General features: G+C 53.7%; 21 protein-coding genes and 2 pseudogenes. 8 read left to right on the forward strand and 15 right to left on the reverse strand.

Annotated elements, in window-relative coordinates; translation table 11 throughout:
- Positions 1 to 6: 6 nt before the first annotated feature.
- The 7 genes from ACP15L_RS14425 to ACP15L_RS14455 all read right to left on the reverse strand — a co-directional run bounded on the left by ACP15L_RS14425 (position 7) and on the right by ACP15L_RS14455 (position 8,044).
- Positions 7 to 1,236 carry a matrixin family metalloprotease gene (locus tag ACP15L_RS14425; protein ID WP_425084710.1) on the reverse strand — a complete coding sequence of 410 codons (1,230 nt, stop codon included), beginning with the start codon at positions 1,234 to 1,236 and terminating at the stop codon, positions 7 to 9.
- A gap of 163 nt (positions 1,237 to 1,399) precedes the next feature.
- Entirely contained in the window at positions 1,400 to 1,810 is a 411-nt protein-coding gene (locus tag ACP15L_RS14430) for a hypothetical protein (protein WP_425084711.1), read from the reverse strand.
- Positions 1,811 to 1,816: 6 nt separating this feature from the next.
- Complete coding sequence (locus tag ACP15L_RS14435) at positions 1,817 to 3,286, reverse strand: tyrosinase family protein (RefSeq protein WP_425084712.1); 1,470 nt, start codon at positions 3,284 to 3,286, stop codon at positions 1,817 to 1,819.
- A gap of 490 nt (positions 3,287 to 3,776) precedes the next feature.
- On the reverse strand, positions 3,777 to 4,787 hold the full coding sequence (gene galE, locus ACP15L_RS14440) for a UDP-glucose 4-epimerase GalE (RefSeq protein WP_425084713.1): 1,011 nt from the start codon (positions 4,785 to 4,787) through the stop codon (positions 3,777 to 3,779).
- Between the two features lie 139 nt (positions 4,788 to 4,926).
- Complete coding sequence (locus ACP15L_RS14445; protein WP_425084714.1) at positions 4,927 to 5,262, reverse strand: hypothetical protein; 336 nt, start codon at positions 5,260 to 5,262, stop codon at positions 4,927 to 4,929.
- Positions 5,263 to 5,598: 336 nt separating this feature from the next.
- The gene (locus tag ACP15L_RS14450) at positions 5,599 to 6,666 is read right to left on the reverse strand and encodes a ParB/RepB/Spo0J family partition protein (RefSeq protein ID WP_425084715.1); all 1,068 of its coding nucleotides are present in this window, start codon (positions 6,664 to 6,666) and stop codon (positions 5,599 to 5,601) included.
- The gene (locus ACP15L_RS14455) at positions 6,659 to 8,044 is read right to left on the reverse strand and encodes an AAA family ATPase (RefSeq protein ID WP_425084748.1); all 1,386 of its coding nucleotides are present in this window, start codon (positions 8,042 to 8,044) and stop codon (positions 6,659 to 6,661) included. The genes ACP15L_RS14450 and ACP15L_RS14455 overlap by 8 nt, the downstream gene beginning before the upstream one ends.
- Before the next feature lie 581 nt (positions 8,045 to 8,625).
- Between ACP15L_RS14455 and ACP15L_RS14460 the strand changes: the two genes are divergently transcribed.
- Positions 8,626 to 9,888: a replication initiation protein gene (locus tag ACP15L_RS14460; RefSeq protein WP_425084749.1), complete on the forward strand. Its 1,263-nt coding sequence runs from the start codon at positions 8,626 to 8,628 to the stop codon at positions 9,886 to 9,888.
- Positions 9,889 to 10,219: 331 nt separating this feature from the next.
- On the opposite strand, the gene ACP15L_RS14465 is transcribed toward ACP15L_RS14460, so the two are convergent.
- Positions 10,220 to 10,345, reverse strand: coding sequence for a hypothetical protein (locus ACP15L_RS14465; RefSeq protein ID WP_425084716.1), 126 nt, complete (start codon positions 10,343 to 10,345; stop codon positions 10,220 to 10,222).
- A gap of 586 nt (positions 10,346 to 10,931) precedes the next feature.
- On the opposite strand from ACP15L_RS14465, the gene ACP15L_RS14470 reads away from it, so the two are divergent.
- Positions 10,932 to 11,615, forward strand: coding sequence for an IS6 family transposase (locus ACP15L_RS14470; protein ID WP_425084717.1), 684 nt, complete (start codon positions 10,932 to 10,934; stop codon positions 11,613 to 11,615).
- 110 nt (positions 11,616 to 11,725) lie between these two features.
- Here the strand turns inward: ACP15L_RS14470 and ACP15L_RS14475 are convergent.
- Both ACP15L_RS14475 and ACP15L_RS14480 read right to left on the reverse strand, forming a co-directional pair.
- Positions 11,726 to 11,938 (reverse strand): annotated as a pseudogene (locus tag ACP15L_RS14475) (DDE-type integrase/transposase/recombinase); the annotation flags it as partial.
- 78 nt (positions 11,939 to 12,016) lie between these two features.
- Positions 12,017 to 13,351: a hypothetical protein gene (locus tag ACP15L_RS14480; RefSeq protein ID WP_425084718.1), complete on the reverse strand. Its 1,335-nt coding sequence runs from the start codon at positions 13,349 to 13,351 to the stop codon at positions 12,017 to 12,019.
- A gap of 99 nt (positions 13,352 to 13,450) precedes the next feature.
- Between ACP15L_RS14480 and ACP15L_RS14485 the strand changes: the two genes are divergently transcribed.
- The 6 genes from ACP15L_RS14485 (at position 13,451) to ACP15L_RS14510 (ending at position 21,413) form a co-directional block, all read left to right on the forward strand.
- Positions 13,451 to 13,684, forward strand: a complete 234-nt coding sequence (locus tag ACP15L_RS14485) for a hypothetical protein (protein ID WP_425084719.1) — start codon at positions 13,451 to 13,453, stop codon at positions 13,682 to 13,684.
- 10 nt (positions 13,685 to 13,694) lie between these two features.
- The gene (gene gntH / locus ACP15L_RS14490) at positions 13,695 to 15,167 is read left to right on the forward strand and encodes a guanitoxin biosynthesis MBL fold metallo-hydrolase GntH (protein ID WP_170471680.1); all 1,473 of its coding nucleotides are present in this window, start codon (positions 13,695 to 13,697) and stop codon (positions 15,165 to 15,167) included.
- 4 nt (positions 15,168 to 15,171) lie between these two features.
- The gene (locus ACP15L_RS14495; protein WP_425084720.1) at positions 15,172 to 16,152 is read left to right on the forward strand and encodes a CobW family GTP-binding protein; all 981 of its coding nucleotides are present in this window, start codon (positions 15,172 to 15,174) and stop codon (positions 16,150 to 16,152) included.
- A gap of 90 nt (positions 16,153 to 16,242) precedes the next feature.
- Positions 16,243 to 17,352 (forward strand): HlyD family secretion protein, encoded by a 1,110-nt coding sequence (locus ACP15L_RS14500; protein ID WP_425084721.1) that lies wholly within the window; start codon positions 16,243 to 16,245, stop codon positions 17,350 to 17,352.
- A 373-nt stretch (positions 17,353 to 17,725) separates the two neighbouring features.
- Complete coding sequence (locus tag ACP15L_RS14505) at positions 17,726 to 19,465, forward strand: sigma-54-dependent Fis family transcriptional regulator (RefSeq protein WP_425084722.1); 1,740 nt, start codon at positions 17,726 to 17,728, stop codon at positions 19,463 to 19,465.
- A gap of 148 nt (positions 19,466 to 19,613) precedes the next feature.
- Entirely contained in the window at positions 19,614 to 21,413 is a 1,800-nt protein-coding gene (locus tag ACP15L_RS14510; protein WP_425084723.1) for an NAD(P)-binding domain-containing protein, read from the forward strand.
- Between the two features lie 128 nt (positions 21,414 to 21,541).
- Here the strand turns inward: ACP15L_RS14510 and ACP15L_RS14515 are convergent.
- The 5 genes and pseudogenes from ACP15L_RS14515 to paaG all read right to left on the reverse strand — a co-directional run.
- Positions 21,542 to 21,694 (reverse strand): annotated as a pseudogene (locus ACP15L_RS14515) (IS6 family transposase); the annotation flags it as partial.
- A 148-nt stretch (positions 21,695 to 21,842) separates the two neighbouring features.
- On the reverse strand, positions 21,843 to 22,439 hold the full coding sequence (locus tag ACP15L_RS14520) for a TetR/AcrR family transcriptional regulator (RefSeq protein ID WP_425084724.1): 597 nt from the start codon (positions 22,437 to 22,439) through the stop codon (positions 21,843 to 21,845).
- 3 nt (positions 22,440 to 22,442) lie between these two features.
- A complete protein-coding gene (gene paaK, locus ACP15L_RS14525; RefSeq protein WP_170375277.1) occupies positions 22,443 to 23,753 on the reverse strand; it encodes a phenylacetate--CoA ligase PaaK in 1,311 nt (436 codons plus the stop codon).
- Positions 23,754 to 23,776: 23 nt separating this feature from the next.
- Positions 23,777 to 24,202 (reverse strand): hydroxyphenylacetyl-CoA thioesterase PaaI, encoded by a 426-nt coding sequence (gene paaI, locus ACP15L_RS14530; RefSeq protein ID WP_425084725.1) that lies wholly within the window; start codon positions 24,200 to 24,202, stop codon positions 23,777 to 23,779.
- A gap of 2 nt (positions 24,203 to 24,204) precedes the next feature.
- Positions 24,205 to 24,990: a 2-(1,2-epoxy-1,2-dihydrophenyl)acetyl-CoA isomerase PaaG gene (gene paaG, locus ACP15L_RS14535; protein ID WP_425084726.1), complete on the reverse strand. Its 786-nt coding sequence runs from the start codon at positions 24,988 to 24,990 to the stop codon at positions 24,205 to 24,207.
- Between the last annotated feature and the right edge of the window lie 45 nt (positions 24,991 to 25,035).

Raw genomic sequence — 25,035 nt, forward strand, 5'->3', positions numbered from 1 at the left:
ACCTCCTCAAGGAGCAACAAAACTCAGGTCCAGCGAGAAGCGAGCATCGGCAAAGCCATGCACCATGACGGATGCGACGCTGGCATTTATCGGAACATCAACGTCGCAAACTTCTTCAGGCCCGTCGGCGAACGGTCGACAGTCAAACTCGCTGAGCGCCGCAAGCGCGTCGAATTTAAGATAGAGATCGGGATCTCCTTCGCCCGACTGGCGCACGACAAAGCGTGTCCCTCCCACAACGTCAAATGGGCCAAACCTGACACTTTCGTCTCGCGCAACCGTTACCGGCCCCTCAGTGAGCGTCGTGGGCTGTCCTGACCCGCCCAGCACGGCAGGTGTGCAAATCGTGGTGTCGATGACAAATCCAGGCGCGGGTCCGTAGAGGCAGGCAATCCCGTTCATGTCAGAATGTGTGAGCGTTAGCGAGAAATCCCCCTGACCGTTGCAATGCGGGTAATGCATAACCGACAACGCGTCGTAGTCTGTAACTTCGCGCCAGTCCTGATCTTCGAAACAGGTTCCGGCATCGGGGCGTGTATGTTCGTGCCGGAAGCCCAACACATGACCAAGCTCGTGTCGCAGAATGCCTCGTAGTGTCAGTGCTCCGTTGGGATCGAGCGTAAACGAGCTTGGATCCATTGCGACCGTGCGTCCCGACCTCACCTCGTTCGGGAAGAAGGCGACGGCCAAAAACTGACCGCCGAAATCGAACGGGCTCACGTCGAACACGACATTGTTGTTCGAGGGCGTACAGGAACTGTCTTCGGTAGCCACGTGAATGAAGTCGATATCCGCCGCTGCTTCCCAAGCAGCTGTAGCACCTGCCATTTCCGCGACCATCGCGGAATAGTTGGGGCCGAAACCTGTATCTACACAGTAGGTCAGCGCCCGTTTCTGCGCATTACTCCACAGCAGATCAAGCCCGCCTTCTTGCGCCACGATAAGCTCTGGCACTTGGTCCCCTGTTGGTGGCACGACCAGAACATTTGCTTCGAAAAATTCACGCAGACGCTTTTCCCCTCGGATCGGAACATCGCCGTTAACGACCCACAGGTTGAGATTCTCGAAATACGGAATCTGCGCCTTGAACTCTTCAAAACTCATTCCTGCAAATTGCTGGCGCGCTTGTTCGGCCAACTCACCCGAGGTGGCCCTTCCCTCTTCGGGTGAAACCGCTTGCGCATAGGCAGGTCCAACAATCAGGCAGGATAAAACAGAATATAAAAATACACGCATACTTAGCCTCCGCAAATAGTAGAGGATGACTTGCCTGGATGAATAATAATAGTGCAGGCCTCTTTCTACAGTATATCACAAACCTTGGGTTGAGTCGTCCTTTGCCATGAATCCTCAGCCCCACCACTGGCTACCTACGCTCTGTGATGCGTTGAAATGGAAGTTAATTGCTAAATGCTCCCGAGGTTTCCAGGGAAATCAATACGGTCCCGTCTTCCGCATCAAACCGGATTTCATAGCAATACTGATCCTCAACCGGAGCCTGACGGGGCAGAAAAAACCTGCGCGGCGCATCTCCTGCCTGGCTGTTGAACGGTGTAGCAGGAAAGAACCCTATTCGATTGCGCACTTGGTTCTCTAGCGCGACGACCGAGAGATTTGCGTTTTGAGACCTTTGCGGATCAAACATGTCGACAACCAAAACTGCCCGCGCTGATGGATCGGGCGGGGCTTGGACACAGATCTCGGTCGTGTCACCCGGCCCCAACCGCAGTTTCTCGGCTTTATCGCCTTGCGCGAGCCAAAGCGCGGTTCCTGCAAGCAACAATCCAATCGCAGTAATCATCAGGCGCATTCAGGGTCAGACAATCGCAAGCTCCACTTCTTGCACCGAGACAGCCGACGCCTCGGCTGAGCCTTGCAGGGGCACCGGAACAAGTTGCACCGAAATACTGTCACCCGACAACGCTCCTTCGGCGTCAAGTCGGCGCAATGCGCTGGTCAGGTCAACGGCAACCGATCTGTTCATGTCCATGCCATCATGGGTCTTGGTCGGCCCGAAGAACCCAACAGATGTCACGAAGTTGGGGTTGCCCACGGCCTGCGTATCGGCGCCAGCCTCTGGCAGATTCACGAAGACCCGCAATTGCGTGCCATCATTGGTCGGCAGGAGTCCTCGCAGAAACGCGTAGACCCGCTTTTCTTGTGCGCCAGCTGCTGTCAGAGCGTTGCTTGCATTCGGGTCGATCGCGGCGTTGAGCCGTTGCACATTTGCACTAAGCTGAACGTTGGCAGATTGGCCGGGGTCAATTGTGGCTTCAACCTCCTGCACCTCGCGCTGTACCAGTCCGGTCGCCGATCCCGGTGCACCATAGAGGTTGGCAAGATAGAGGTACCGCCCCGGATCGATGGGATCGACAACAGGTGGCGGCTCCAAACCGTAGGTATAACCCAGTGGAACCACCTCAAGCAGTTCATTGACCGTATCGGTATAGCTGTTGCCGTCAGGATCAAAGAAATTGTCTGTAAAAGGCATGTCCAACCAAAGTTGATCGCTGCTGTTGGCATTGCCGTTTGCGTTCCATTGATCCCAGATTCGGTCAATGTTGCAGTGATGCATTTGGAATATCGGGTCCTGTGGTGAAGCGCCAGAACACATGAACGGCCCCAAAACGATGCAATGCACGTTGTTGTGTGGGTTACTCTCCAACTCGCCCTGCGTTCCATTCATCATGATCCACATTGGCGAGGTATCGACTTGGCCGGCCGGACGAGATGAGCCGAATTCCTCGAAGGTCTGGCTTCCATAGATTGTGTCCATGACGTCTTGTCCGGTGATATCCTCACCGAGTTCATCTCCGGTGCCAAGATTCCGGCCTTCCACGAACAATGGGTTAGGCTGACCATCAAATTCGGCGTCACCAAAGGCAGCCGGGAATCCGGGGTTCGCGGTCCAGTCCCAATAGGGCATCGCGAAATCGGTGTTTCCGGTCAATGCCCGAGCGGCCTGTTCGTACATGCGGATGTAACTGCGATGCCATGGAAGGAAATACCAGTTCCCGTGCGGACACAGGTTGAACCCCACTGTGAAATCTCCGTGGATATTGGCAAAACCTTCCCAACTCACATTTTGACTGTCCCGCGTTGGGTCCTTCATCATGGTTACGAAACTGCGCAGGGTAACTAGGTCGGGATCATCAAGATCCATATCGGCTAGGCTGCGCCGTAAAGGTGTCCCGGTCTGCGCCGCTGCCCGCAAGCCGGGCAAAGTACCCGAGAAAACTACCGCGCCATAGGCGGTGGTGCGTGCTAGAAAAACTCTGCGCTTCATGGTCAATCTCCTCGTTGAAAATTCTCTATTCTTCCCTCGCGTTTTTTCCGGCCGCATCGGCTCTGAAATAGCATTGGGTAGATCGCCGACTGAGGCGGTGCCTGACGAGATAGAATTTGAACAATTCAACTGTCTGGACGGAACGGGTCAGCCCCGATCTTACTTGTGAAAAACGCGTAAATTACGCGGCCACTAGTTTCTTGCCGCCGACGAACTCAAAGATTTATCAATCTCAATCGGCTGCAACCGGCAGTTACTCATTGATATGATACCACACGCACCAGTTACCTGGCCAAGGTTTTCTCATTGCACGGTTTGTCGGGTCAGTTGGGCAGTGGCCCGAGCCAGCTTACGTCATTGTGTGAAATGGAAGGCCGATATGCAGCTATTCGTTAAGGGGACTGCAACTTTGCGAGCGCCCCGCAGTCCAATCGAAGGACCAGCCACGCGCCGGAAACGATTTGTGCGACACGCTCGACCGGATCATCGCTCAATAACCTGATGGGTTCTTCGTTTGCCAGTTCCAAGCTGTTCTACAAACGTCGACTAGATCTTTCTCAGCCCTCCATCCCAGCAATTTTTGTGCTTTGGTTACTTTGGCAAAACTGCGCGCCACGTCACCTTCGCGTTTTCCTTTGATTTGGAAGGGGATTTCTCTGTTTGATGCTTCTTCGAACGCTTTCACCATTTCAAGAACCGTAACGCCTTTTCCGGTCCCGACGTTGATTGCTTCACATCCCCGGTTATCGAGAGCAAACTTAACTGCTTGAATATGGGCTGCCGCCAGATCATCGATATGGATGTAATCACGTTCGCCCGTGCCATCCCGCGTTTCATAGTCGTTGCCAAAAATGCTGAGTTCCTTGAGGCGGCCAACGGCAACCTGAGAAATGTAGGGCAGGAGATTATTGGGAATGGTGCGCGGATCTTCCCCGATTTCGCCGGATTCATCCGCTCCAACCGGATTAAAGTAACGCAATAGAACAGCGCTCGCGTCTGATTGTGAAGCAACCCAGTCGCGTATGATTTCCTCAATAAAGTACTTTGTACGACCATATGGGTTGGTGGGGTTTAGTGGATGATCTTCATCATAGGGGAGGTACTGTGCCTCGCCATAAACAGTAGCTGAGGATGAGAAGACAATTTTTTTGCAACCGAAACGCTGCATGCAATCAAGAAGGCCGATGCTGCCGGAAACATTCTGGTCGTAGTAAAGGAGTGGTTTTTCGTTGGATTCTCCAACCGCCTTCAATCCTGCAAAGTGAATGACCGCATCGGGGCGAAACGAGTCAAAGACCGAGTCAAGCACGTTGGGCTCGCGATAGTCGCCGACATGGGTCTCAAAGTTCGAATTGCTAAGTTTTTGAACCCGGCGCAACGCTTCAGGAGAGCTGTTGGAGAAGTTATCTAATGCCATTACGGAATTTCTGCCATCTTGCAGCAGCTTTAACAGAGTATGGCTTCCGATATACCCAGCGCCGCCGGTCAAAAGTACACGCATTCTACCTGCTTCCTTGTCGCTTTGTCTTGCCAGAGCGGTTCCTGAGCCCCAAACGTCCATACACTAACGTTTTTGTATCCGCCACAAATTGGTTTGAGCTGGGAGCGGACGACATGTCCATTGTCATCGCACTAGAGGTTTATTGTCTGACGTCTGCGCCACTGAGACAGTTTAGGTCGATCTGATAAGAAAGGGTTTCTGGCACATCGCGACCGCCCAAGTTGCTATCAATCAAACTGGCCAGCTCATCCCGCGCGGTGGCATCCTGCGCGTGGATATCCGCCCCGTCCAGCATGTACAGAGAAACACTGCTTAGCATGATGGTCTGGTTTTTGGAGGGAACTGCTAAAACCACTGAACCGCTCGCCTCAGTGATCTCAAGCGCGTCGGCACCGATCCAGACGAAGAAAATCGGGTCGCTGGTCGGGTCGAAATCATTGATGACAATGTTGCTGCCCGAAGCCCATGTCACCACGACATCGGCGTTTTCCTTGGTAATGGCCGGATTGTCGAACCCACCCCCAGACCCGTGCGTGGGAGGCGTCGGATCAGGCCCTTTCTGGGGTTCGAACCTTTCGATTCAGTAGTTTCTCCAGCTGGCGGGACAATTGCCTTGCCAATTCCATTCACACATTTCTGAGAGAAATTTGCGGCAGAACCGTCAACAGGCAAAGGTTTGCAAGAGTACCTGGCTACCCAACGCAAAATAGCCATCCAGAATGCAGTGCTCATTATTTTGATATTTTGCATACTTCTAAAAAATCGCTTTTCTTCCCTCCTCTCTACCAGCCTCCTGCACCACAACTATTGCCTATTCAAATTGCTCACAAAGTTGGTTCACCAAGTCTTCCGCATCTGCCAGCGCCAGTTCACGTCCTTTGATTTTCAACCGCAATTCACCGGATGCGACTTCTGCCCAAACCTCTCCTCCACCCTTCAATGGTCTCTTTGGGAGGCGTAGAACTTCTGTGGGTCGACCGCCTCGGCTTTTGCTCTGAGACGCATCCGACGAGTCACTCATTGCTTTCTCAAGGATACCCCATTCGGCCTTTGCATCCAGCGGACCGACTCCTGCCAAAGCGTCGCGAAGCACCGCTTGCGCACCATTTCGAATGGCCGATGCCAGCTTTAAACCCGCCTTCTCTGACAAGGCAACCGGGTGCTGGAGAAGATCGCCTAGGCTTTCATGAACCATTGCAAAGCTGCGGACCTTTGATCGCTTTGCTTTTGACGCAGCAGCGAACAGCACATCAACAGCCGCTTCAGTCGACGGGAAAACCCCCTGCCCTGCCGCCAGTACGGCTATGCGTCCTCTCTCATACGGCGTGAGATTGGCGCGCAGCTCGTTCTCTTCGACCATGGAGACATAGGCCCCTTGCCCCGCCCCCGCGTTGCGAACAAAAGCTGGGATTTCGGCGAACCGAGGATCCGTGCCCGACAGCCGTCGGAACGCTTCAAGCCGCCGAAATCCGGAAATCAGACCGAAGCCGTCCCCTTCGGGAGTGACTTCGATCGGTGTTCTCAGCCCATTGAGGCGAAGAGATTCCAGAAGCTCAGCCATGGCTTCTTCGTCTTCGACCATTCGGTCTCGCCGAATGAAATCGGCGTCGATCTGGTCAAGTGGCAGCATCTGAGCCACCAACCCCGCCTCTTGCGCATCGCGCCAACGCGCGGCGTCGCCCTGATCCTGAGCCAGCGCAACACGGTCTGTAACAGCTGCCATTCCCCCAAGCGATGCTGCTTCGGCCGCGACTTGGGCGATGGGTGGCGGGGCGGAGTTGGTCTCAAACGGGCTGAGCGAGGGTTTCGCGGCGAAACCGGCCTCCAACTGTTCAAGCTCCTCTGTACCTGGTGCAATCAGTCTTCTGCGTTTAGCCATCTGCCTGTCCTCCCATCTGCGCATCGCGCCACCAGCAACCGATCAGAACTTCTTTGAATTCGGCATAGGTTCTGTCAAAAGTCTCACGTCCGCGCACATATGTCTCGCGGTTGAAATCGCGATAATCCGCTTCGTAGATGCCGTTCACTTGTTCACCCGCCTGCCCGACCAGCGCCGTATAGTCCTGCCTGTAGGCGTTCATGAAATCCCCGAAATACGCCTGAATGACATTGGCCATATCGGTCTGCTGGCTCGCGTCAAACCGCGTGATTATCGCGCGTACTACATCCCATTCGAACTTCAGTTCGGGTAAACCCGCCGCACGTTGCGCTGCGTTCTCACCATCTTCGATACTGGCGAATGTCGTATAGAGCATATCGAAGAAACGACCGGTGGAATCGAATTCCAGGAACGAAGCCCCCAGCGGCACCAACAAAATGTCGGCCGCAGCCAACGCATTGATCGTTAGGTACCCAAGAGCAGGAGGCGTATCTAGGAAGACAACGTCATAGTCATTCAAAACGCCTTCATCCTGAAGGAAGTTCGTCAAGCCATCCCACAAGGGCCAGCTTCTCAGGCCCATACGCCAGACGGGGATCTGGAACTCGGCCCAATACAGGTTAAGCTGCGCCCCGATCAGGTCGATATTGGGCCAATGCGTTTTTTGAATCACGTCCTGAGGCGTAGTTTTCAAAGCTTCCTGCAGGGTTTCATCCAGAGGAATTTCGGGCTGTGCTGCAGCCGAGCGCACCCGGTTCTCCTCCTGCACCGCGCGGGCATAGTCTTTGGCGACCAAAGGGAAGACGGTTTGCCACTCATCAGCAACCTGCCCTCCGAGTATTGATGTCATCGAACCTTGGCTATCAAGGTCGATAACCAACACCTTATACCCATCCAAGGCTGCGGACATCGCCAGATGAGCGGCAGTGGATGTCTTGCCGACACCTCCCTTGAAATTGGCTACTGCCACGACCTTGGCCGGCAGGCCTTCGGGTCGGTAGGGCAGGTATTCCTTCGTGCTTACACCTTCCGCCGCAAAGCGCTTGCGCAGCGTTAATACATCTTCAAGGGTGAACCACTTGGAGCCCGCCTCACCTTCGCCTTGTGGCAAATCTGGGTTCGCTTTTAAAACACGCCGCAGATGAGCCGGAGCAACCGGAATTAGATATTTTGTGATTTCCCAAATTGAAAATCGGCGCAGTCGCTTTTCGCCATCCGGCGCATAGCCTCTACGGGCAAGGTCCTCGCGTCCTTTTGCACAGAAAGCCGCTGCTTTTGCGAATCGAGATGTGCCGATAGGATTGGGCAACTTCTTCGCTGCGATTTCCGGGTCGAGGTTAAGATATGGGGGCAGGGGAGGTTGGTTGGTTTTACTCACTGTCGATGCCTCAGAAAATGTTCGTCTTAGCGACGTATATCGGGAAATGTAGCGAACATTGTTGGAGATGACTATCCTCTTCCGGTGTTTTTTCCACAGTTGATTGTGGCTAGAAGCGGTTTCGTGGCGAAACCAGTCAAAATCAAAGAAAATCGACACAAAAAACGTTTTAGTATTTTAGAAGTTTTAGAATCTTTACTTAGTAGAAATGTAGTGAAAACAAAGAAATAGATGTACTTGAGTACCCTCTTACGGTTCCAAAGGAACCATTTTACGGGATCAAAGGTATCTGTTTACGGTACATCAGGTGCCAAGGATCAGGAAGTAGGGGACTGATTCTCGGGATACTGAAAATCTTCGGAAAAGAGACACTAATTCGATGGGTTTTCTCGCAGAGTACCGGGGACGAAGTCGGGATCGGACTCGGATTGATTCAATTTCTGTGGATAACTTGCTTGCGTGATTCTTAAGGTACCTGAATACGGGATTGCCTTCATCCCGTGTTTGGGTACCCAAAAACTATTGAAGCAAAGGTACCTTTTGTGTCAGGGTTTTTGCAAAATGAGCAGCCGGGCAGAATCATGCCGGATACACAATTGAACATGGATCAGCTTTCGGGCGCATTGCGTCGAGAGACTGTTAAGAAGAATGTCGCAGCGATACACATCAGCGGCAAACTTTCTCTGCTGCAGAGAAAGCTTTCTAATGTTTTGTTGATGAACGCCTATGATGCACTGACGACCGCGCAGACCCACACGATTGATGCGCGGACGCTTGCTATGATGGTCGGGTACAATTCAAACGACTTTGACACTCTGCGTGCCAGCCTGCGGGCGTTGGCGGAAACAGTCGCGGAATGGGACATGCTGGATGAGCAGGGGCGTCAGGAATGGGGCGTCTCATCCCTGCTGAGTTTTGCCAAACTGAAAGGGGGAGTTTGCGAGTATTCATACTCACCCGCCTTGGCGCAAAAACTGTACGATCCGAAGATCTATGCGCTGATCAATGTTCAGATACAGCGAAATTTCAGTTCAGGGCATGGGCTTGCTTTGTATGAAAACTGCTACCGATTTGTGCGGACAGGGTCGACTGGTTGGTGGCCCCTGGACGTGTTCCGAAAGCTGATGGGTGTTGATGGCAGCGACTACTACGCCAGTTTCAAACATCTCAACGCGAAGATCATCAAACCAGCAGTCACGGAGGTGAACAAAAGCTCGGATATTTTGATCGAGCCCGAGTTTCAAAAGAAGGGTCGAACCGTCACTGACATTCGTTTTCTGATCAAAGGCAATCCGCAAAAGGCGATGTTTGAGATCGACGATAGTGATGGGGTACGCAATCTCACCGTGTACAAAACTCTGAGGAAGCAGGGTGTGTCTGACCGCTTGGCGCGGCAATGGATCGCGGAGCACGGCGAGGACTATGTCCAGAAGAAGCTCGATTACGTAAAAGGGCAGGGCGGTGTAAAATCCACTGTCGGATATTTATCCGCTGCTCTGCGGGATGACTACGAAGACCCGAAGGAAATTCCAACACCTGAGCCTAGCCCCGAAGCCATCGAAGCTGCGCGTAAGCGGGTCGCGGAAAAAGCCTCAGAAGAAAAGGCATATGCTGTCCGGACAGCCGAAAGGCAGGCAAGGGCGCGCAAGCTAGCCATCGTTGAAGACCTGGTTTCGCGGCGAAACCCTACACAGCGAGATGCAGACAAGCGGTTGTTCTTAGCGGGTTTGGACAATGATCTCGACCGAGAGCATTTTCGATCTCATGGCTGGCGCTCGGGCTTGAACGCCACTGCTATCTTCGAGTTTTGGGAAGACTTGGAGCCAGAAGCGTTCGCCGTTTGACGCGCTGTCGTGAAGTTCCTGACTGAAAGAAAAGCTGACGCCGAACTCGCGGCTCATGCCTTCAGTACTGTAAACTAACGGAAGTGAAAGTATCTGGGCGTGAATTCAACTTTGCAGATCATGAGTACCACCTCGCTTCCTTCTGGTGTTGTTGTCACTGACGCGAATGTCTCCAACCACAATTTCTGTATAGTGTGTCTTTTGTTGGAGCGATGGTTCTTTCCCTCGACCTCGCTCAGATGTTTCCCCGTGACCCTCTTGTTTGGGATTGGGCCGCCTAAGCCAATCAGCAAGTTTTCTTTTGCTTTGATACCTGCTGTGTTCGCTCCGCTCATATCGACACAAACTGTCGCGCAAGATCACTGCGTTCAAACAATTGAGCGAAGAATTCTAGAGCGGAAGGCTTGTTCCGACGCTCTGAAAACATGAAGCTCAGCGTATTGCCGTGTTTGTCCATAGCTCTGTATAGAATGACCCGCGCACCTTTCACGCTTGTTTAAGTTTCGTCTATCCGCAAGGAACGGCAACTCGATCCATTGAACCTGCGCGCGGCGTTGGCGATTTCACTAGTGTATTTTTTGTCACCCAACGCTTCAGCGTCGTGTGATTCACCCCAACGCCAGGCTAGGACGTGATTTCTTTTAAACCATGGTACGGCACGCCGAATAGAACACAAAAAAAGTAAATAGGTTCACATCCTCGGGATGTTGCGTGCCTTCGAAGGAGAACACGAGTTGGCTTTCGACCAGTTGGGACTGAAAGCCCACCACACACTAAACCCAAGCCCGTCAAAAACCAGAACTTTGCAGTAAAGCCTCAAAACACTGGCAGAATCTGGGTCTCCGTTGTAATATGCAAAAAAAACAAAAAAGTATCATAAGAGTGGATGCCATCCTAATTTCGAACATTCGGAGGTTCTGTTGCAAAGTTTCTGGCTGAGCCAAGTAGGTTCTTTGGATGGGTTTTGTCGCATACTCCGAATGTACCTGTTGAGTCTATTGAAGTTTTGATAGACGCTTGCCCAAGACAGATCGGGGCAGGCCGTGAAAATTTCGCTCAAGGGAGCGCATTTTCCAAAAGACGTGATCTTGCACGAGTTCTTCTTCCATCTTCGGTATTCGGTGTGGCACCGGGATCTGGAAAAAATCCTGGCTGAGCGAGGCGTTTCGGTCGAGCATGCGACCTTGAACCGTTGGATCGTGAAGTATGCACCACTGGTCGCCGACCAGGCGCGTCATCAGAAGCGCTTCTTCGATCGATCTTGGCGAATGTACGAAACTTATGTGCGAGTCAAAGGTAAATGGGTTTACCTGTATCGCGCGGTCGACAAACACGGAAAGACCCTTGATTTCATGCTGTCCGAGCGCCGGAATAAAGCTGCAGCGACAAAATTCTTAGCTCGTGCACTCGAGCTGAATGGGCTCCAGAGAAGGATAGTGATCGACAAAAGCGGAGCCAACACGGCTGCTATCAAAACCATCAAGAAGATTCTGAAGGGCTATGGTTGTCCAGTTCCGATTGAGATGGTCAGGCGAAAATTCCTCAACAATATCGAGGAACCGGACCACCGATCCATCAAACGTCGAATCCGCCCTAGGCTCGGGTTCAAATCGTTTGCGTCCGCCTCCGCAACGCTTGACGGAATTGAAGTTGCGCAGATGATCCGAAAGGACGAGTTCGGAGTCGGAATCTACCCATTCAAGCAGTTCGCCAAGTTAGTCGCCTAAACACAGAAATTCCTAAACCACCTTCATTCTTCAGAGAAGTTTGCGACAAAGCCCTTTGGATATTTCTCAGACATTTGGGACGGCCAAACTCAGCGACTTACTGGATACGCTTATCCTGCGATCTCGGCGAATAGCTGAAAGCCGGAAGTCATATCGCTTGAGAATTGCTGCTTCCGGCTCATATAAGCGACTTCGACGCCGTCCAAAGCGGCTGATGCTGATCTGAACGATTTGAACCCACACATGTGACGTACGCGACGCTTGATAAACCGTTGATCCTGTTCGATCAGGTTATTCAGATACTTGGACCTGACTGTTTGGGTTTAGGCTATTCAGCCTCCACAATTAGTTAAATTTCTCGCGTCTAGACGCACATCATTGTCGTTTCAATCGGCCGTTTGTCAAAACTTGCCAAGTGTTTCCAGTATCAAATTCCGCGTAGCGTTGTCGTTGTTGAATATCCTGTCAGCGAGAAACTCAGACTGAAAATCGGGCCACGTTTTGCGCATTTGAACAACGAGCCGTTGTGCGTCTTCCGTGTTTCCCAACTGATCTTGCGCGACGGCTTGGAATAAGAGCGAAGGGGCACTAACCGGCGCTCCGGCAGCTGGCGCCCCCTGAAAGGCTTCGACAACACTCTCGTAATTCCCGAGCATGAGTTGTGACACGCCCCAGATGTTTCTCGCACCAAACCTACCCGATCCAGACCTGGTTCTTTCCGGGTTGCTGACTTCGGCAGCAAGTTCCGGGGCATTGGCAACTATGGCAGTGATACCAACAAGATCGAGAATATGGCCGTCCTTCGGCCCCAATTCGACGGACATTCGGGCGTATTTTAAAGCCTCGTTTGGCTGGTTATAGACAGCCAACATCCAACCATTTGCGCCATTTGCCCACGCATCAGCAGGGGACAATTCAAGGGCCTTTTCAGATAGTTCTGAAGCTTGACCTAAGAGATCTTCTCTTTGCGCTTCATCCGGGGACAGCATGGCCAGAGTCGCCAAAACCTGTGCCGATCCCGCATAGCCATCGGAGAGTGCTGGGTCGAGCTCGGCTGCATGCTGGAACATTCCCAGCGCTATTTGCTGGCGCTTGACGTCAAAAACGGGAAAAAACATGCCTCGGGCTTGATCTGCAAGGTTGGCCGCCTGAAGTCTTGTCAAAGATTGCTCACCAAGTGCTGCACGTTCAGCTTGTTCAATGGATTGAGCCGTTGGCGGTACTTCTGTGTTTTTTTGGCTCGTCCAGATGCCAAGCACAACGACTACTGCGAGGACCCCCAATCCAACTGGCAGCAGTCGCAGCGAACGCCGACGCCCGGCGGGCTCATCGCCGTTCCATGCATTTGATACGCCGTCTTCAATTGTAGGCTCGTATGAAAACCGCGGCTTGTATCCGCCAGGATCAACAAAAATGCGAACCCCTTCGCCGTCCCATTGATCTTCGTAAAATTCGCGCAATAGCCGACGCAGCCGCCTGGCTTCGACGCGAACGAGGTTTTGGCCGCCACTGCCATCAATGCGTCGTCCATAGACCTCTACGGCAATAGCTTTGCCTCGGATCTGGGGACCACGACCCGCGATAGCTTCCTCGACTACGTATGTAAGAAATTGTTGGAGGCGGGGTGAAGCTTGGAACTCGTCGCTCGATACAACGCGCTCGAGCGCTTCCCGGACAAGATCCGGCGACGGCTGCTCAACATGTTGATCTATCGGCAATTCATTAGCTTTGTTCAAGGCAAACTCACCCCCAACTCACGGTGACTCACTTGGCCTGCACGGTCAACCACACTCATCTCGATGTGAGAATAGATAGTGGGAGCCGGGATTTATCCAGTGGCAGTGGACCTGACAGAAGAGATTCCAGAACTGTCCGATGCGCTGTCAGGGCGTATCGAGACGGATGCGTTGCTCAAAGAGGTTGTCGAAGACCTGAAGAAAGCTTCCGAGTTGCTGGATGATGTATCGATCACAGCCTCAGAGCGCGCGGAGTGGGCCCACATAAAATCTGAACTCGTGAACGAGCTTCGCCGAATGGTGAAGCGCGATCTTCGCAACATTTCCAATTGAGGGCATGGCCATGACAAAAGAAGACAACGGCAAAGATCTTAAAAACGAACCGAACCAGCAATCTGATGACATCGAAAACCCTTCCCGGCGACACGTTATGCAGGGGCTGGCAGCAGGTGCGGTCGCAACCGGTGCCGTTAGCTACGGTGCAGGAACCGCACAGGCGCACCCCGGAGAAGGACCACTAGGCGAAAGCCTAAAGAACCCTTACGGAGGCAGACCTGCGGGCGGTATCACGCTGCCGGAGTACTTCCGCCCCACAAAATACATGACTGGTTCGAACGCGAACTACTTCCCGCTGTCCGAAGAGCTCGGCCCCGACGAAATGCGGATATCGTTTTGTGGTTCCACCCCGTTTCCGCCCCGCGAAGATCAGGCTGGCACCTGTATCATGGTCGAGCTGGGGAATGGAAAGAGGTTCTTCTTCGACTTCGGATCCGGTTGTGTCCGCAACATTATCGGGATGCAGGTTCCGGGTCAGTTGATCAACGACATCTTCATTACGCACCTGCATGTCGATCATTATGCCGACATCCCTTACATCTACCCGTTCCGGGCTTGGTCTGGTGGATACACACCGCTTCGCATTCACGGTCCATCAGGTCGGACACCCGAGCTTGGCACAGCCGGAATGGTTAAAGGCATGCAGCAAATGCTCAAATGGCATCTGGAGGCCTTTGATGTATTCCCGATTGGGGACGGCTATGAGATTGAGGTCAACGAATTCGATTTCCGCCAGGAAGGTGGCATCGTTTATGACGAAGATGGCGTGACTGTTCGGTCCTGGCCTCGTAGCCACGCCAAGGACGGAGCTGTGGGGTATCGGCTGGATTGGAATGGCCTGAGCTTTGTTTGGACCGGCGATGGCCGCCCTGATGAACTGAGCCTTGAATACGGAAAAGGCGTCGATGTGTTTGTGACCGAAATGTCCGGACAGGATATCGGTCAGTTGATGACCTACAAATACGGTTTGCCGCAAGAGTTGTTCAACTACACAATCGATACGCATCATACATCGCACTATGCGGTCGGTAAGATGATGGCTGAGGCGCGCCCACGGCTTGCAATGGTAACCCACTATACGCAAGACGAGGATATCGATGCTGAGATGTTGGCGGGAATCCGAGCGCACTATGATGGGTTGTTCGCCTGGGGTTTGGATGTCGCCGTCGTCAACGTCACAAAGGATGCAATCTGGTATCGGAAGGCTACTCTTCCCGGAAAGTCTGGATCTGTCGCCCCCTTCCGCGAATTGGGCAAGATGGAAGCAGAAGGCAAAATCACGTTGCCGGACGAAATCAAGCCGCCAGCGCCGCGGTCATCACGTGCCGAACAGCAAGATCAGAAGTACCGAGACATGGAGATCGATCCCAAAGAATACTACCCAGCTGATGTATTCCGGGCTCCTGATCCAGAATGGCCCAGCGATTTCGTCATCAAGGTCGATGACGTCATCCCGAACCGAAAAAAGAAAGCGGAGTAACGACATGATCGAATTCGGTTCGACTTCCGCGATCCCCGTAACGATCCTTACCGGCTTTCTAGGAGCCGGTAAGACAACGCTTCTGAACCGCATCCTCACCGGCAATCACGGATTGCGAGTGGCAGTCCTGGTGAATGACTTTGGATCCATCAACGTCGATGCCGACTTGGTGGTCGGCCTCGAAGATGATGTGATGAGTTTAGCGAATGGCTGCGTTTGCTGCTCAATCCGAGATGACCTGATCGAAACGGTAGAAGCTGTTCTCGCCCGGCCTGAGAAACCGGAATACATCGTTCTTGAAGCAAGTGGAGTGTCAGACCCATCGTCAATCGCGATGACATTCACAGATCAGAAGTTTCGGGACATGATCCGCTTGGACAGTCTTATGTGTCTTGTCGATGCGGAACAGCTATTTTCTGCGCCGGAACAAATGGAACTGAAGCTCCGTCAAATCGCGTTCTCGGATATGGTTATTTTGAACAAGGTTGATCTTGTCGATAGGGCCACTGTTCAGAAGGTGCATGATTGGCTTGGCTCTCGCTTCCGTCGCTATCGTTTGGTCGAAGCTGTCAATGCGAACGTCCCTCTGGACATACTTCTGTCAGTCGGCCGCTTTGCCTCAGAACAACTAGAAACAGAAGTACCTGACCATCATGAACATGGCCCCGACTGCGGCTGTCACCAAGCTGATCATTCAGACAGCTTTTCGACAACTATGATGAAAGCTGATCGCCCGATAAGCCTCTCTTCTCTCCGAAGCGCTATTCGGACGCTTCCCGGTGATGTCTATCGCCTCAAGGGTTTTGTCTTCAGTGAGGAGGATCCGGATCATCGTATTCTTGTTCAGGTCGTCGGAAAACGCATGGACATCGCGCGGGATGAAGTGTGGGGTGAGCGTAAACCCGAAACCAGGCTTGTTGCAATTGGTGCACCAGGAGCCCTTTCAGAGCACACTCTTTCAGATACGCTACTTGAGACTGTATAATGGCCAAATCGGCCGAACCTGGTCTTGTGCGTTTTTAGTAAGCCCAGATACTTCGGTTCCTGGTCCAATGAATTCAGTGGAGTATCTGATATGCTAATCGTTCTGGCGCTGTATTTTGGCCTGGCATGGTTGGTGTTTTCCAAACTCCGCCTGTTGCCTTGGAACGCGGTTTCAAAGACCTTCATCTATGGCGGTGGTGTCGTGATTGCATTGGTGGTTATCGGCGCGCTGAACCACACGACGCCAAGCGGGACGGTTTCGGTCCAAGGTGCAGTGATCAGCATTGCCCCAAACGTTGCGGGACCAGTGACAGAAGTCGCAGCAGAGCCCAATGAGCTAGTATCAAAGGGGGATGTTCTTTTCCGGATAGATGATACGGAATTCGCAGCCGAGGTCGCTCGACTTGAAGCGTCACTGGCCTCAGCCCAATCTGAGGCGGATCAACTGGGTCACGACCTTGAGGCGGCTGAGGCTGACATTGCCTCACTGTCCGCGCAACTGGATTTTGGCGTGGCGCGTCGCGATGACATTATCCGTCTCACCGAACGGGGAGCGTCCACTGAGTTCCAGCTTCAGGAAGCCGTTTCAACGATAGAGCAACTTGAGGCGGGCTTGCGCGCCGCAAACGCGCGGAAGGCGGGTCTTGAAAGGCGTATTGCCGCCCAAGTGGATGGGGTCGATGTTGGCGTTGCCGAGGTAGAGAATTTGTTGATCCAAGCGCGGTGGGCATTGGAGCAAACAGTTGTACGCGCACCTGCAGATGGCATGGTCACAGGCTTGACCCTGCGCCCTGGGAACCGGGTATCGACTCTACAAGGCGCAATCAATTTTGTTGTACCGGGCGACAGGGTTCTGGTTGCGACACTTCCTTTGAGTAGTCTGCAAAACATATCCATTGGCGATACTATTCGTGTTGCCCTGCGCAGTATGCCTGGAGCGGAGTTTGTTACCACGATTTCGGACATACCACCCGCTACCAGCGAAGGGGCGTTGGATGCCAGAAGTGGGCTTCCTTCACTGCGTGAGTTGATTGGCGCGGCGGACTTCATTGTTGTTGCAGAAATCCCGGGTGATCTGAGTGCAAAGGTGACCAAATTGGGTGCATCAGGTACAGGCTTGGTTGTCACCGAGGAAGCAGGCGCAATTTCGGTGTTGGCAGAAATTTTATTCTGGGTCACCAAGAAACTGAATTACCTTTGATTTAACTGAATTGCGCAAGGAACGACCTATGTCGCTACCTGCAAAATCATACTTTTGCTTTGAGCTTCACTAACTGAGCCGTTCGCACCTCTGGACTTGCTGAGCTCACCTTTGAAAGTCTGCTTTAGCCTTAGTAAGACCATTTATTGCTCAGCATCCGTTGACAATTTATCCCGCTTTGTCGTTATCAGCACGTTTGAAATGCTGCGCCGTGTCGGGGGTCCGGACGGAGCCTATTTCGACCAATGCGGTCCGTTCAACGAAGGTCAGCTTGACGAGGCTAAGCGCCAATCGTTTGCCCGACGAAACTTGAACATAGGCGCGAAGCCAGCCTCATGCTATTTTTAAGAAGGATTCGTAGGACGGGAAGCTGTTGGATCGCCAGCACACAAAAGAGATTGACCGTGTCTTAAGCGGGTTCGATACGGGGCGGGACCGACTTGTCGCGGATAGCTGGCAGCGATGTGTTGAAACCTACGGTATGGATCCCTCACGACAGGAACCTGCGCACATCCTCCCTGACACCAAATTCCGAGAACACCTGGAACAATCCGAACGTCTGATCGCAACCGCGCGTTCGGGGCTGCAATCGCTGTTTGCGCAGGTGGCAGGGCAGAACTACGTCCTGCTGCTTGCGGATGCAGATGGCGTCTGCGTCGATTTCTTTGGCGACCGGAACTTCGAGGACGAGCTCAGAACTGCGGGTCTTCATCTGGGGTTCAAGTGGACGGAAGAGTTGGCAGGAACCAACGGAGTGGGGTCGTGTATCGTTACGGGTCAGCCGGTGACTATCCATCAGGGAGATCATTTTTCGATCACGCATACGCCGCTGTCTTGCACGGCAGCGCCTATTTTTGACACCAAAGGTGCTCTTGCGGCTGTTCTGGATGTGTCCTTGTTGCGTGGACCCTCTCCCAAAGCGTCGCAGAATCTGGCCATGACATTGGTGACGAACTCCGCCCGACGCGTCGAGATGGCAAACCTGATGGCATCGACGCGGCGCGATTGGGTCCTGCGCTTTTCAGCCAGCCCCGAATTTCTTGAGGTCGATCCCGAAGCGGCGGTTGCAGTGGACGGAAGCGGCAAGATCATCGGTATGACCTCGGGGGCCCGACGTGCGCTGGACCCTGACGGTTCGGGCCACCTGATTGGGTCGCAATTGCAGGACTGGCTTGAAATCAGCGTTGATGACATGCCCGAATTCATGCGCGGCAGACCGTCTGAAGACCGCGTTTTACACCTCAAGGACGGGCGCGCGCTCTATGGTCATGCCGTTGCTCCGCAGACGCCTCAGATGACGGCAGCTCTGCGCAAACGGGAACAGGTTCTGCCTGGTGCCCTTGGCAGCTTTGCAGGGCCGGATGCGGGCCTTCAGCAACTTTTGAACAAAGCGGCCCGTCTTGCGCCGACCAATCTGCCGCTTTTGCTGACCGGCGAAAGCGGGACAGGCAAAACTAAACTGGCGCGCGCTATCCATATGGCCGATCCTGCGACACAGGATTTCCACACCGTGATCTGTTGCGACACTCCGACATTCAATTTCTGCCGTGCTATCGAACCCGGCACACTGTTTCTGCGCGGCGTTGAAGACCTGAGTGAGCCTGCGCAGGCCTCTCTTTTGGCAGTGCTTGAGCGGCGGGCTGATCTGCGGATCATCGCGTCATGTCGGCAACCCCCGGCAGGATTGCAGGGCGGTCTTCGTGAAGATCTTCTGCACCGGATTGCGGGGGCCACATTGTCTTTGCCGCCTTTGCGCCACCGTGCGGATCTGGATTGGCTGATTGATCGTCTGCTCCGACGGTTTGCCAGCCATGATATTCGCCTCTCGACCGCTGCCCGCGCCGACCTGAAATCACGATTGTGGCGCGGCAATATTCGTGAACTGGAACACCTGCTGCAAAGTTCGGTCGCCCTGTGTCAGGACAACATCATCGACTTAACGGATTTGCCCGCCCCGGCGCTCGCCCCTACGCAAAAGCAGGACTCAGATGATCTGGAAGCACTTCTGCGTGCTTGCGATTGGAACATGTCCCAACTGGCAAGGCGCCTTGGTGTGAACCGATCGACGATCCTGCGCCGTATGCGAAAAGCCGGGCTTAGACCGCCCGCTTAAACGCATATGTACCCGTGTTGCGCCCTTGTTGCGCGCGCAACAAGCATTGGCGTATTTGGACCGAACCAAGTGTTGATGCGCCAAATCCGCTTGCCCGAAGGGTCGCGGATTTGCCAGCCTTCTGCTCCGTGGAGATAGGGAGGATAACATGCTCGACACAACACTCTCGGATCAGGTGCAGGGATTTCTGGATGACTTCGGTGCGGCGTTGTCCCAAGGTGATATCGATGCCGCCTGCGATATGTTCCAGGACGATTGCTATTGGCGCGATCTGGTAAGCTTTACCTGGAATATTAAAACGGTCGAAGGCAAGGCGCAGGTAGCAGATATGCTCGCGCTTCAGTTGGCTACAACCAAGCCGAATGGTTGGAAAATAGCCGAAGGTGAGGTTCCCACTGAAGACGGCGGAATAACCACCGCATGGATCGAGTTCGAAACCGAAGTGGCACGCGGCTACGGGTTGATCCGCCTCAAGGATGGCAAGATATGGACCCTGCTGACCACGATGGTCGAGCTGAAAGGTCATGAAGAGCCCAAAGGGTTCAACCGCCCACTTGGGGCCAAGCATGGTGCGGGTAAACACAGGACCACATGGGCAGAAGAACGGGCGCAGGAAGAGGCTGAACTGGGCTACGAAACACAGCCCTACTGCGTCATCATCGGCGGTGGTCAGGGTGGGATCGCCATGGGCGCGCGGCTGCGTCAGCTGGGTGTGCCGACGATCATCGTCGAACGGAATGACCGGCCCGGCGACAGTTGGCGCAATCGCTACAAATCCCTCTGCCTGCACGACCCGGTCTGGTACGACCATCTGCCCTATATCAAGTTCCCGGAAAACTGGCCCGTGTTCTCGCCCAAGGACAAGATCGGTGACTGGCTAGAGATGTACACCAAGGTGATGGAGTTGAACTATTGGACGCGCACGACGGCCAAATCCGCCACGTTCGATGAAGACAAGGGCGAATGGACCATCACTGTCGACCGGGACGGTGAAGAGGTTGTACTGCGGCCCAAGCAACTGATCATGGCGACAGGGATGTCCGGCAAGAAACGCATGCCTGATTTTCCGGGTATGGATGTTTTCAAAGGCGAACAGGTGCATTCGTCGGAACATGAAGGTCCCGACAAATGGGCTGGTAAAAAGGTCGTTGTGGTGGGGTCCAACAACTCGGCCCACGACATCTGCGCGGCGCTTTGGGAAAACGATGCCGATGTGACAATGGTGCAGCGGTCCTCAACCCATATTGTCCGCTCTGACACCCTCATGGAAATCGGACTGGGCGATCTCTATTCTGAACGTGCGGTACAGTCTGGCATGACGACTGAAAAGGCCGATCTGATCTTTGCTTCGCTGCCCTATCGCATTCTTCATGAATTCCAGATTCCAGCCTATGCCGCGATGAAAGAACAGGACAAAGCGTTCTATGACGGGTTGGAAAAGGCCGGGTTCTGGCTGGATTGGGGCGATGATGACAGCGGGCTGTTTATGAAATACCTGCGTCGCGGATCGGGCTACTACATCGATATAGGGGCCAGCCAGTTGATCATTGATGGCGAGATCAAGCTGAAACGGGGTCAGGTCACCGCGCTTGATGAAACCGGAGTTATCCTTGATGACGGCACGCATCTGGATGCCGATCTGGTGGTCTATGCGACGGGGTATAATTCGATGAACGGCTGGGTGGCGGACCTGATGGGTCAGGAAATGGCGGATCGGCTTGGGAAATGCTGGGGTCTGGGCTCTGACACAACCAAGGACCCGGGGCCTTGGGAAGGCGAGCAACGCAATATGTGGAAGCCGACACAGGTTCCAAACCTCTGGATGCATGGTGGAAACCTGCATCAGTCCCGGCATTATTCACAGTTCCTGTCGCTGCAAATAAAGGCCCGGATGGAGGGTATCCCGACGCCGGTCTACGGCCTTCAAGATGTGCATCACCTCAGTTAATGCGTGCGCCACAACCAAGAAGTGGACTTTCAATTTACCCGATTGAAAGTCTGCTTTATCCGTTCTGTCGGTCTCCGAATGTAACCCAACTTTGCGCTTGTAGCGAATGGCTAGTTCGACGGCCACATCGCTGCCCGTGCTACCCAACCGTTCAGCGTCGTTTGATCGACCGACACGCCGCGCTCTGCCATGATCTCTTCCAGATCCCGATATGAAACGCCGTATCTGACATAGAAAAACACGGCGAACAGGAAAACGTCCTTCGGATAATACGTACCCATGAAGGAGAACGTGAGAAGACTTCCAGCTGAATAATGTTATTTGCGAATCAGGTGCCAACTCCGTGAAGGTCAATCGGCAAAAGTTTGCAACAGATCCTTCCATCGAAGCCAATGAAAAGCCGTCAATTGAAAGAAGTGTGCTTCTCGCCTAAAGCTTTCGAATGCCGTGGACCGTCAGTGTGCTGACCAGATCAGCGTAGTCTTCACGCGCCTTGGTTCCGGCTCCTGTATTCCACATGTAATACCAGTTCAGCATGCCGAAGACTGACATTGTAGCGCCGCGCAGCTTGGTCTTGTCATCACCCAACGTCTCTGGAGACAACTCCTTTAGGATATTGTTAATGAAGTTGACCATATCACGCTGGTACTCACGCAGTTTCTTTTGCTGGTCGTCGGCGAGGGCGTTCATACCGCTGATCTGAACCCGGTGCTCGTCATCAGCACCTTGATAGGCGAACAAGATTTCGCGGACAGCCTTTCGAAGTTTCTCTTCAGGCTCAAGCCCTTCGAAATCAACGTTGCAAATGCGGTCACGTAAATCCCGAAGATAGGTCTCAAGGATGTCATACAAGATGGCATCCTTACTGTCGTAATAATGGTATATGTTCGCCTTGGAGATCCCGCACTCTTTTGCCAACAGGGTCATTGAGGCGCGGTCGAACCCCTGGTCCGCAAAGATTTTCGCAGCTCTTTTGAGTATCTGTTCCCGCTTCTGGTCGTGGTCTTTGGCGATTGTCCTGGCCACGGCTTATTCCTTATCGCGGTTGTCGATGACGCGCTTCGCCTTGCCCTGAGAGCGTTCGACGTCGCCCGGATCACCTACAACAATTTCCGTTGAAACGCCAACAACGTCCTTAATGCGCTTAGTAAGCATTCGGGCTGCGGCAGTCTTTGACATCTCGTCGGTCGAGTCTGCTGATGCTTCGACAAACACCCGCATCGCGTCCATTCGGCCGGATTTGTAAAGTTCGATCTGATAGTAGGGGGCCAGACCGCCTGTCGCCATGACCTGTTCTTCGATCTGGCTGGGGAAAACATTCACGCCCCTTAGGATCATCATGTCGTCACTGCGGCCAGTAATCTTTGCCATCCGGCGCATCGAACGCGCGGTTCCGGGCAACAGGCAGGTTAGATCGCGCGTGCGGTAGCGGATCATTGGCAAACCTTCTTTGGTCAAAGTGGTGAACACCAACTCGCCGGTTTCGCCGTCGGGCAGTACTTCGCCTGTGGCCGGGTCAATGATCTCTGGTAGGAAGTGATCCTCCCAGATCACGGGACCATCTTTTGTTTCGACGCACTCGCTCGCGACGCCGGGGCCCATGATTTCAGACAGGCCGTAGATATCGACCGCGTGCATGTCGAATGCAGATTCAACCTCCGTTCGCATTGCATCTGTCCAAGGCTCTGCTCCGAAAATGCCGACCTTGAGAGAGCTTTTTCTGGGGTCGAGCCCGGATTTGTGGAACTGTTCAAGGATGTTGAGCATGTATGACGGCGTCACCATGATCCCGTCGGGCTGAAAATCATTTATCAAGCCGACCTGTTTCTCGGTCTGCCCGCCGCTCATGGGGACAACGGTTGCACCCAAACGTTCGATCCCGTAGTGGGCGCCCAGGCCGCCGGTGAAAAGGCCGTAGCCATAGGCGTTGTGGACCAAATCGCCCTTACGCAAACCTGCCGCCCGCAACGACCGCGCACCCAAATCTGCCCAGTTGTCGATATCAGCTTTGGTATAGCCAACCACAGTTGGTTTGCCGGTTGTCCCGGAAGACGCGTGCAGTCGAATAATCTCACTGCGTGGGACCGCGAAAAGGCCGAAAGGGTAGTTGTCGCGCAGATCGTTTTTATACGTGAACGGGAACTTCGAAATATCCGAAAGCTGTTGCAAATCATCCGGATGGACACCCGCCTCATCAAAGCGCTGTTTGTACATCGCCACGTTTTCGTAGGCATGTCGGACCGACCATTTGAGGCGTTCAAGCTGTGTCGCACGGATTTCGTCGATCGATGCGATTTCGATCGGGTCCAATTCAGCTTTGTTGGGGGACAGGGCGTCCATTGCGTTGCTCCTCCAGCGTATTTCTATTCGACAAAATTCTGACCACCAACCGCGCGGGACATGCCCCGGAATTCGGCGACAGTCATGCCATCTTGATTTGTGATGCGTACGTCATAGACGCCGCTACGACCTGCGACAGCGGTTTCTGTCGCGGTTGCGGTCAGGCGGTCTCCCAGGCGGCCAGGTGCGAGATAGCTCATCATTGTATGCTGGCCGACGGTCGCGACGTTGCGACTGTTGCAGGCAAAGGCAAAGGCGCTGTCTGCCAGGGCATGGGTGACGCCGCCGTGGCATATGCCATGGCCGTTGCAGTGATGAGTTGCGACGGTCAGTGCCAGAATAGCGCGGCCTTCGTCGACGTTAACGAGTTCCATGCCGAACCATTTGCTGGCCTCATCATTGGCCCACATAGCAGCGGCAGATTTAGCGGCGCGTTCTTGCGGGGTCATCGTCATTTGCCCTGAAAACTTGGCGCGCGTTTTTCGAGGAAGCTGGACACGCCTTCGGCATAGTCCGCACTTTCCCCGCAGATCTTCATATCGTCCGCTTCAATTTCAAGATGATCAGAAAGAGTGGTGGTCGCCGCGGTCTGAATGCACTGCTTTGTCTTACCCAGCCCAACGGTCGGACCGTTGGCAAATTGGTTCGCCAATGCGCGACTTTCGGTCATCAACTGATCATCGGGCAGGGCTTTCCAGATCAGGCCCCAGTCTTCAGCTTGTTTTGCTGGTAAAGGTTGTGCCGTAAGCGCCAGTCCTTTTGCTCTGGCCTCTCCCAATAGGCGGGGCAGGTGCCAACTGCCGCCAGTATCAGGGATCAGACCGACCTTGGCAAAACTCTGAATGAACTTGGCGCTTTCACCGGCCAAAACCATGTCACAGGCCAGTGCCAGATTTGCCCCGGCTCCGGCAGCAACACCGTTCACAGCACAAATAACCGGGAAGTTCAGCGACCGGATCAATCGCACTAAAGGCGCATAAAAGGTCCGCACGGTTTTGCTCAGATCAGGCGGGCCGTCCATTTTCGATGGATCGCGGTCACCAAGATCCTGTCCGGCGCAAAATCCGCGACCTGCACCGGTCAAAAGGACGGCGCGCGCGCCGTTGTCTCGGGCGGATTTCAGCGCGTCTTGCAGCGCGTAATGCATCTCATCATTGAATGAGTTCAGTTTGTCGGGACGATTCAGTGTAATCTCAACCCAGGTCCCGTGATCTTCTACAAGAATCGTATCGCTCATGACTGCTCTGCCAGATGTCGTTTCATTTTTATCATTGCATTAACC

The organism is Ruegeria profundi (assembly GCF_049800715.1).
Taxonomy (GTDB): domain Bacteria; phylum Pseudomonadota; class Alphaproteobacteria; order Rhodobacterales; family Rhodobacteraceae; genus Ruegeria; species Ruegeria profundi_A.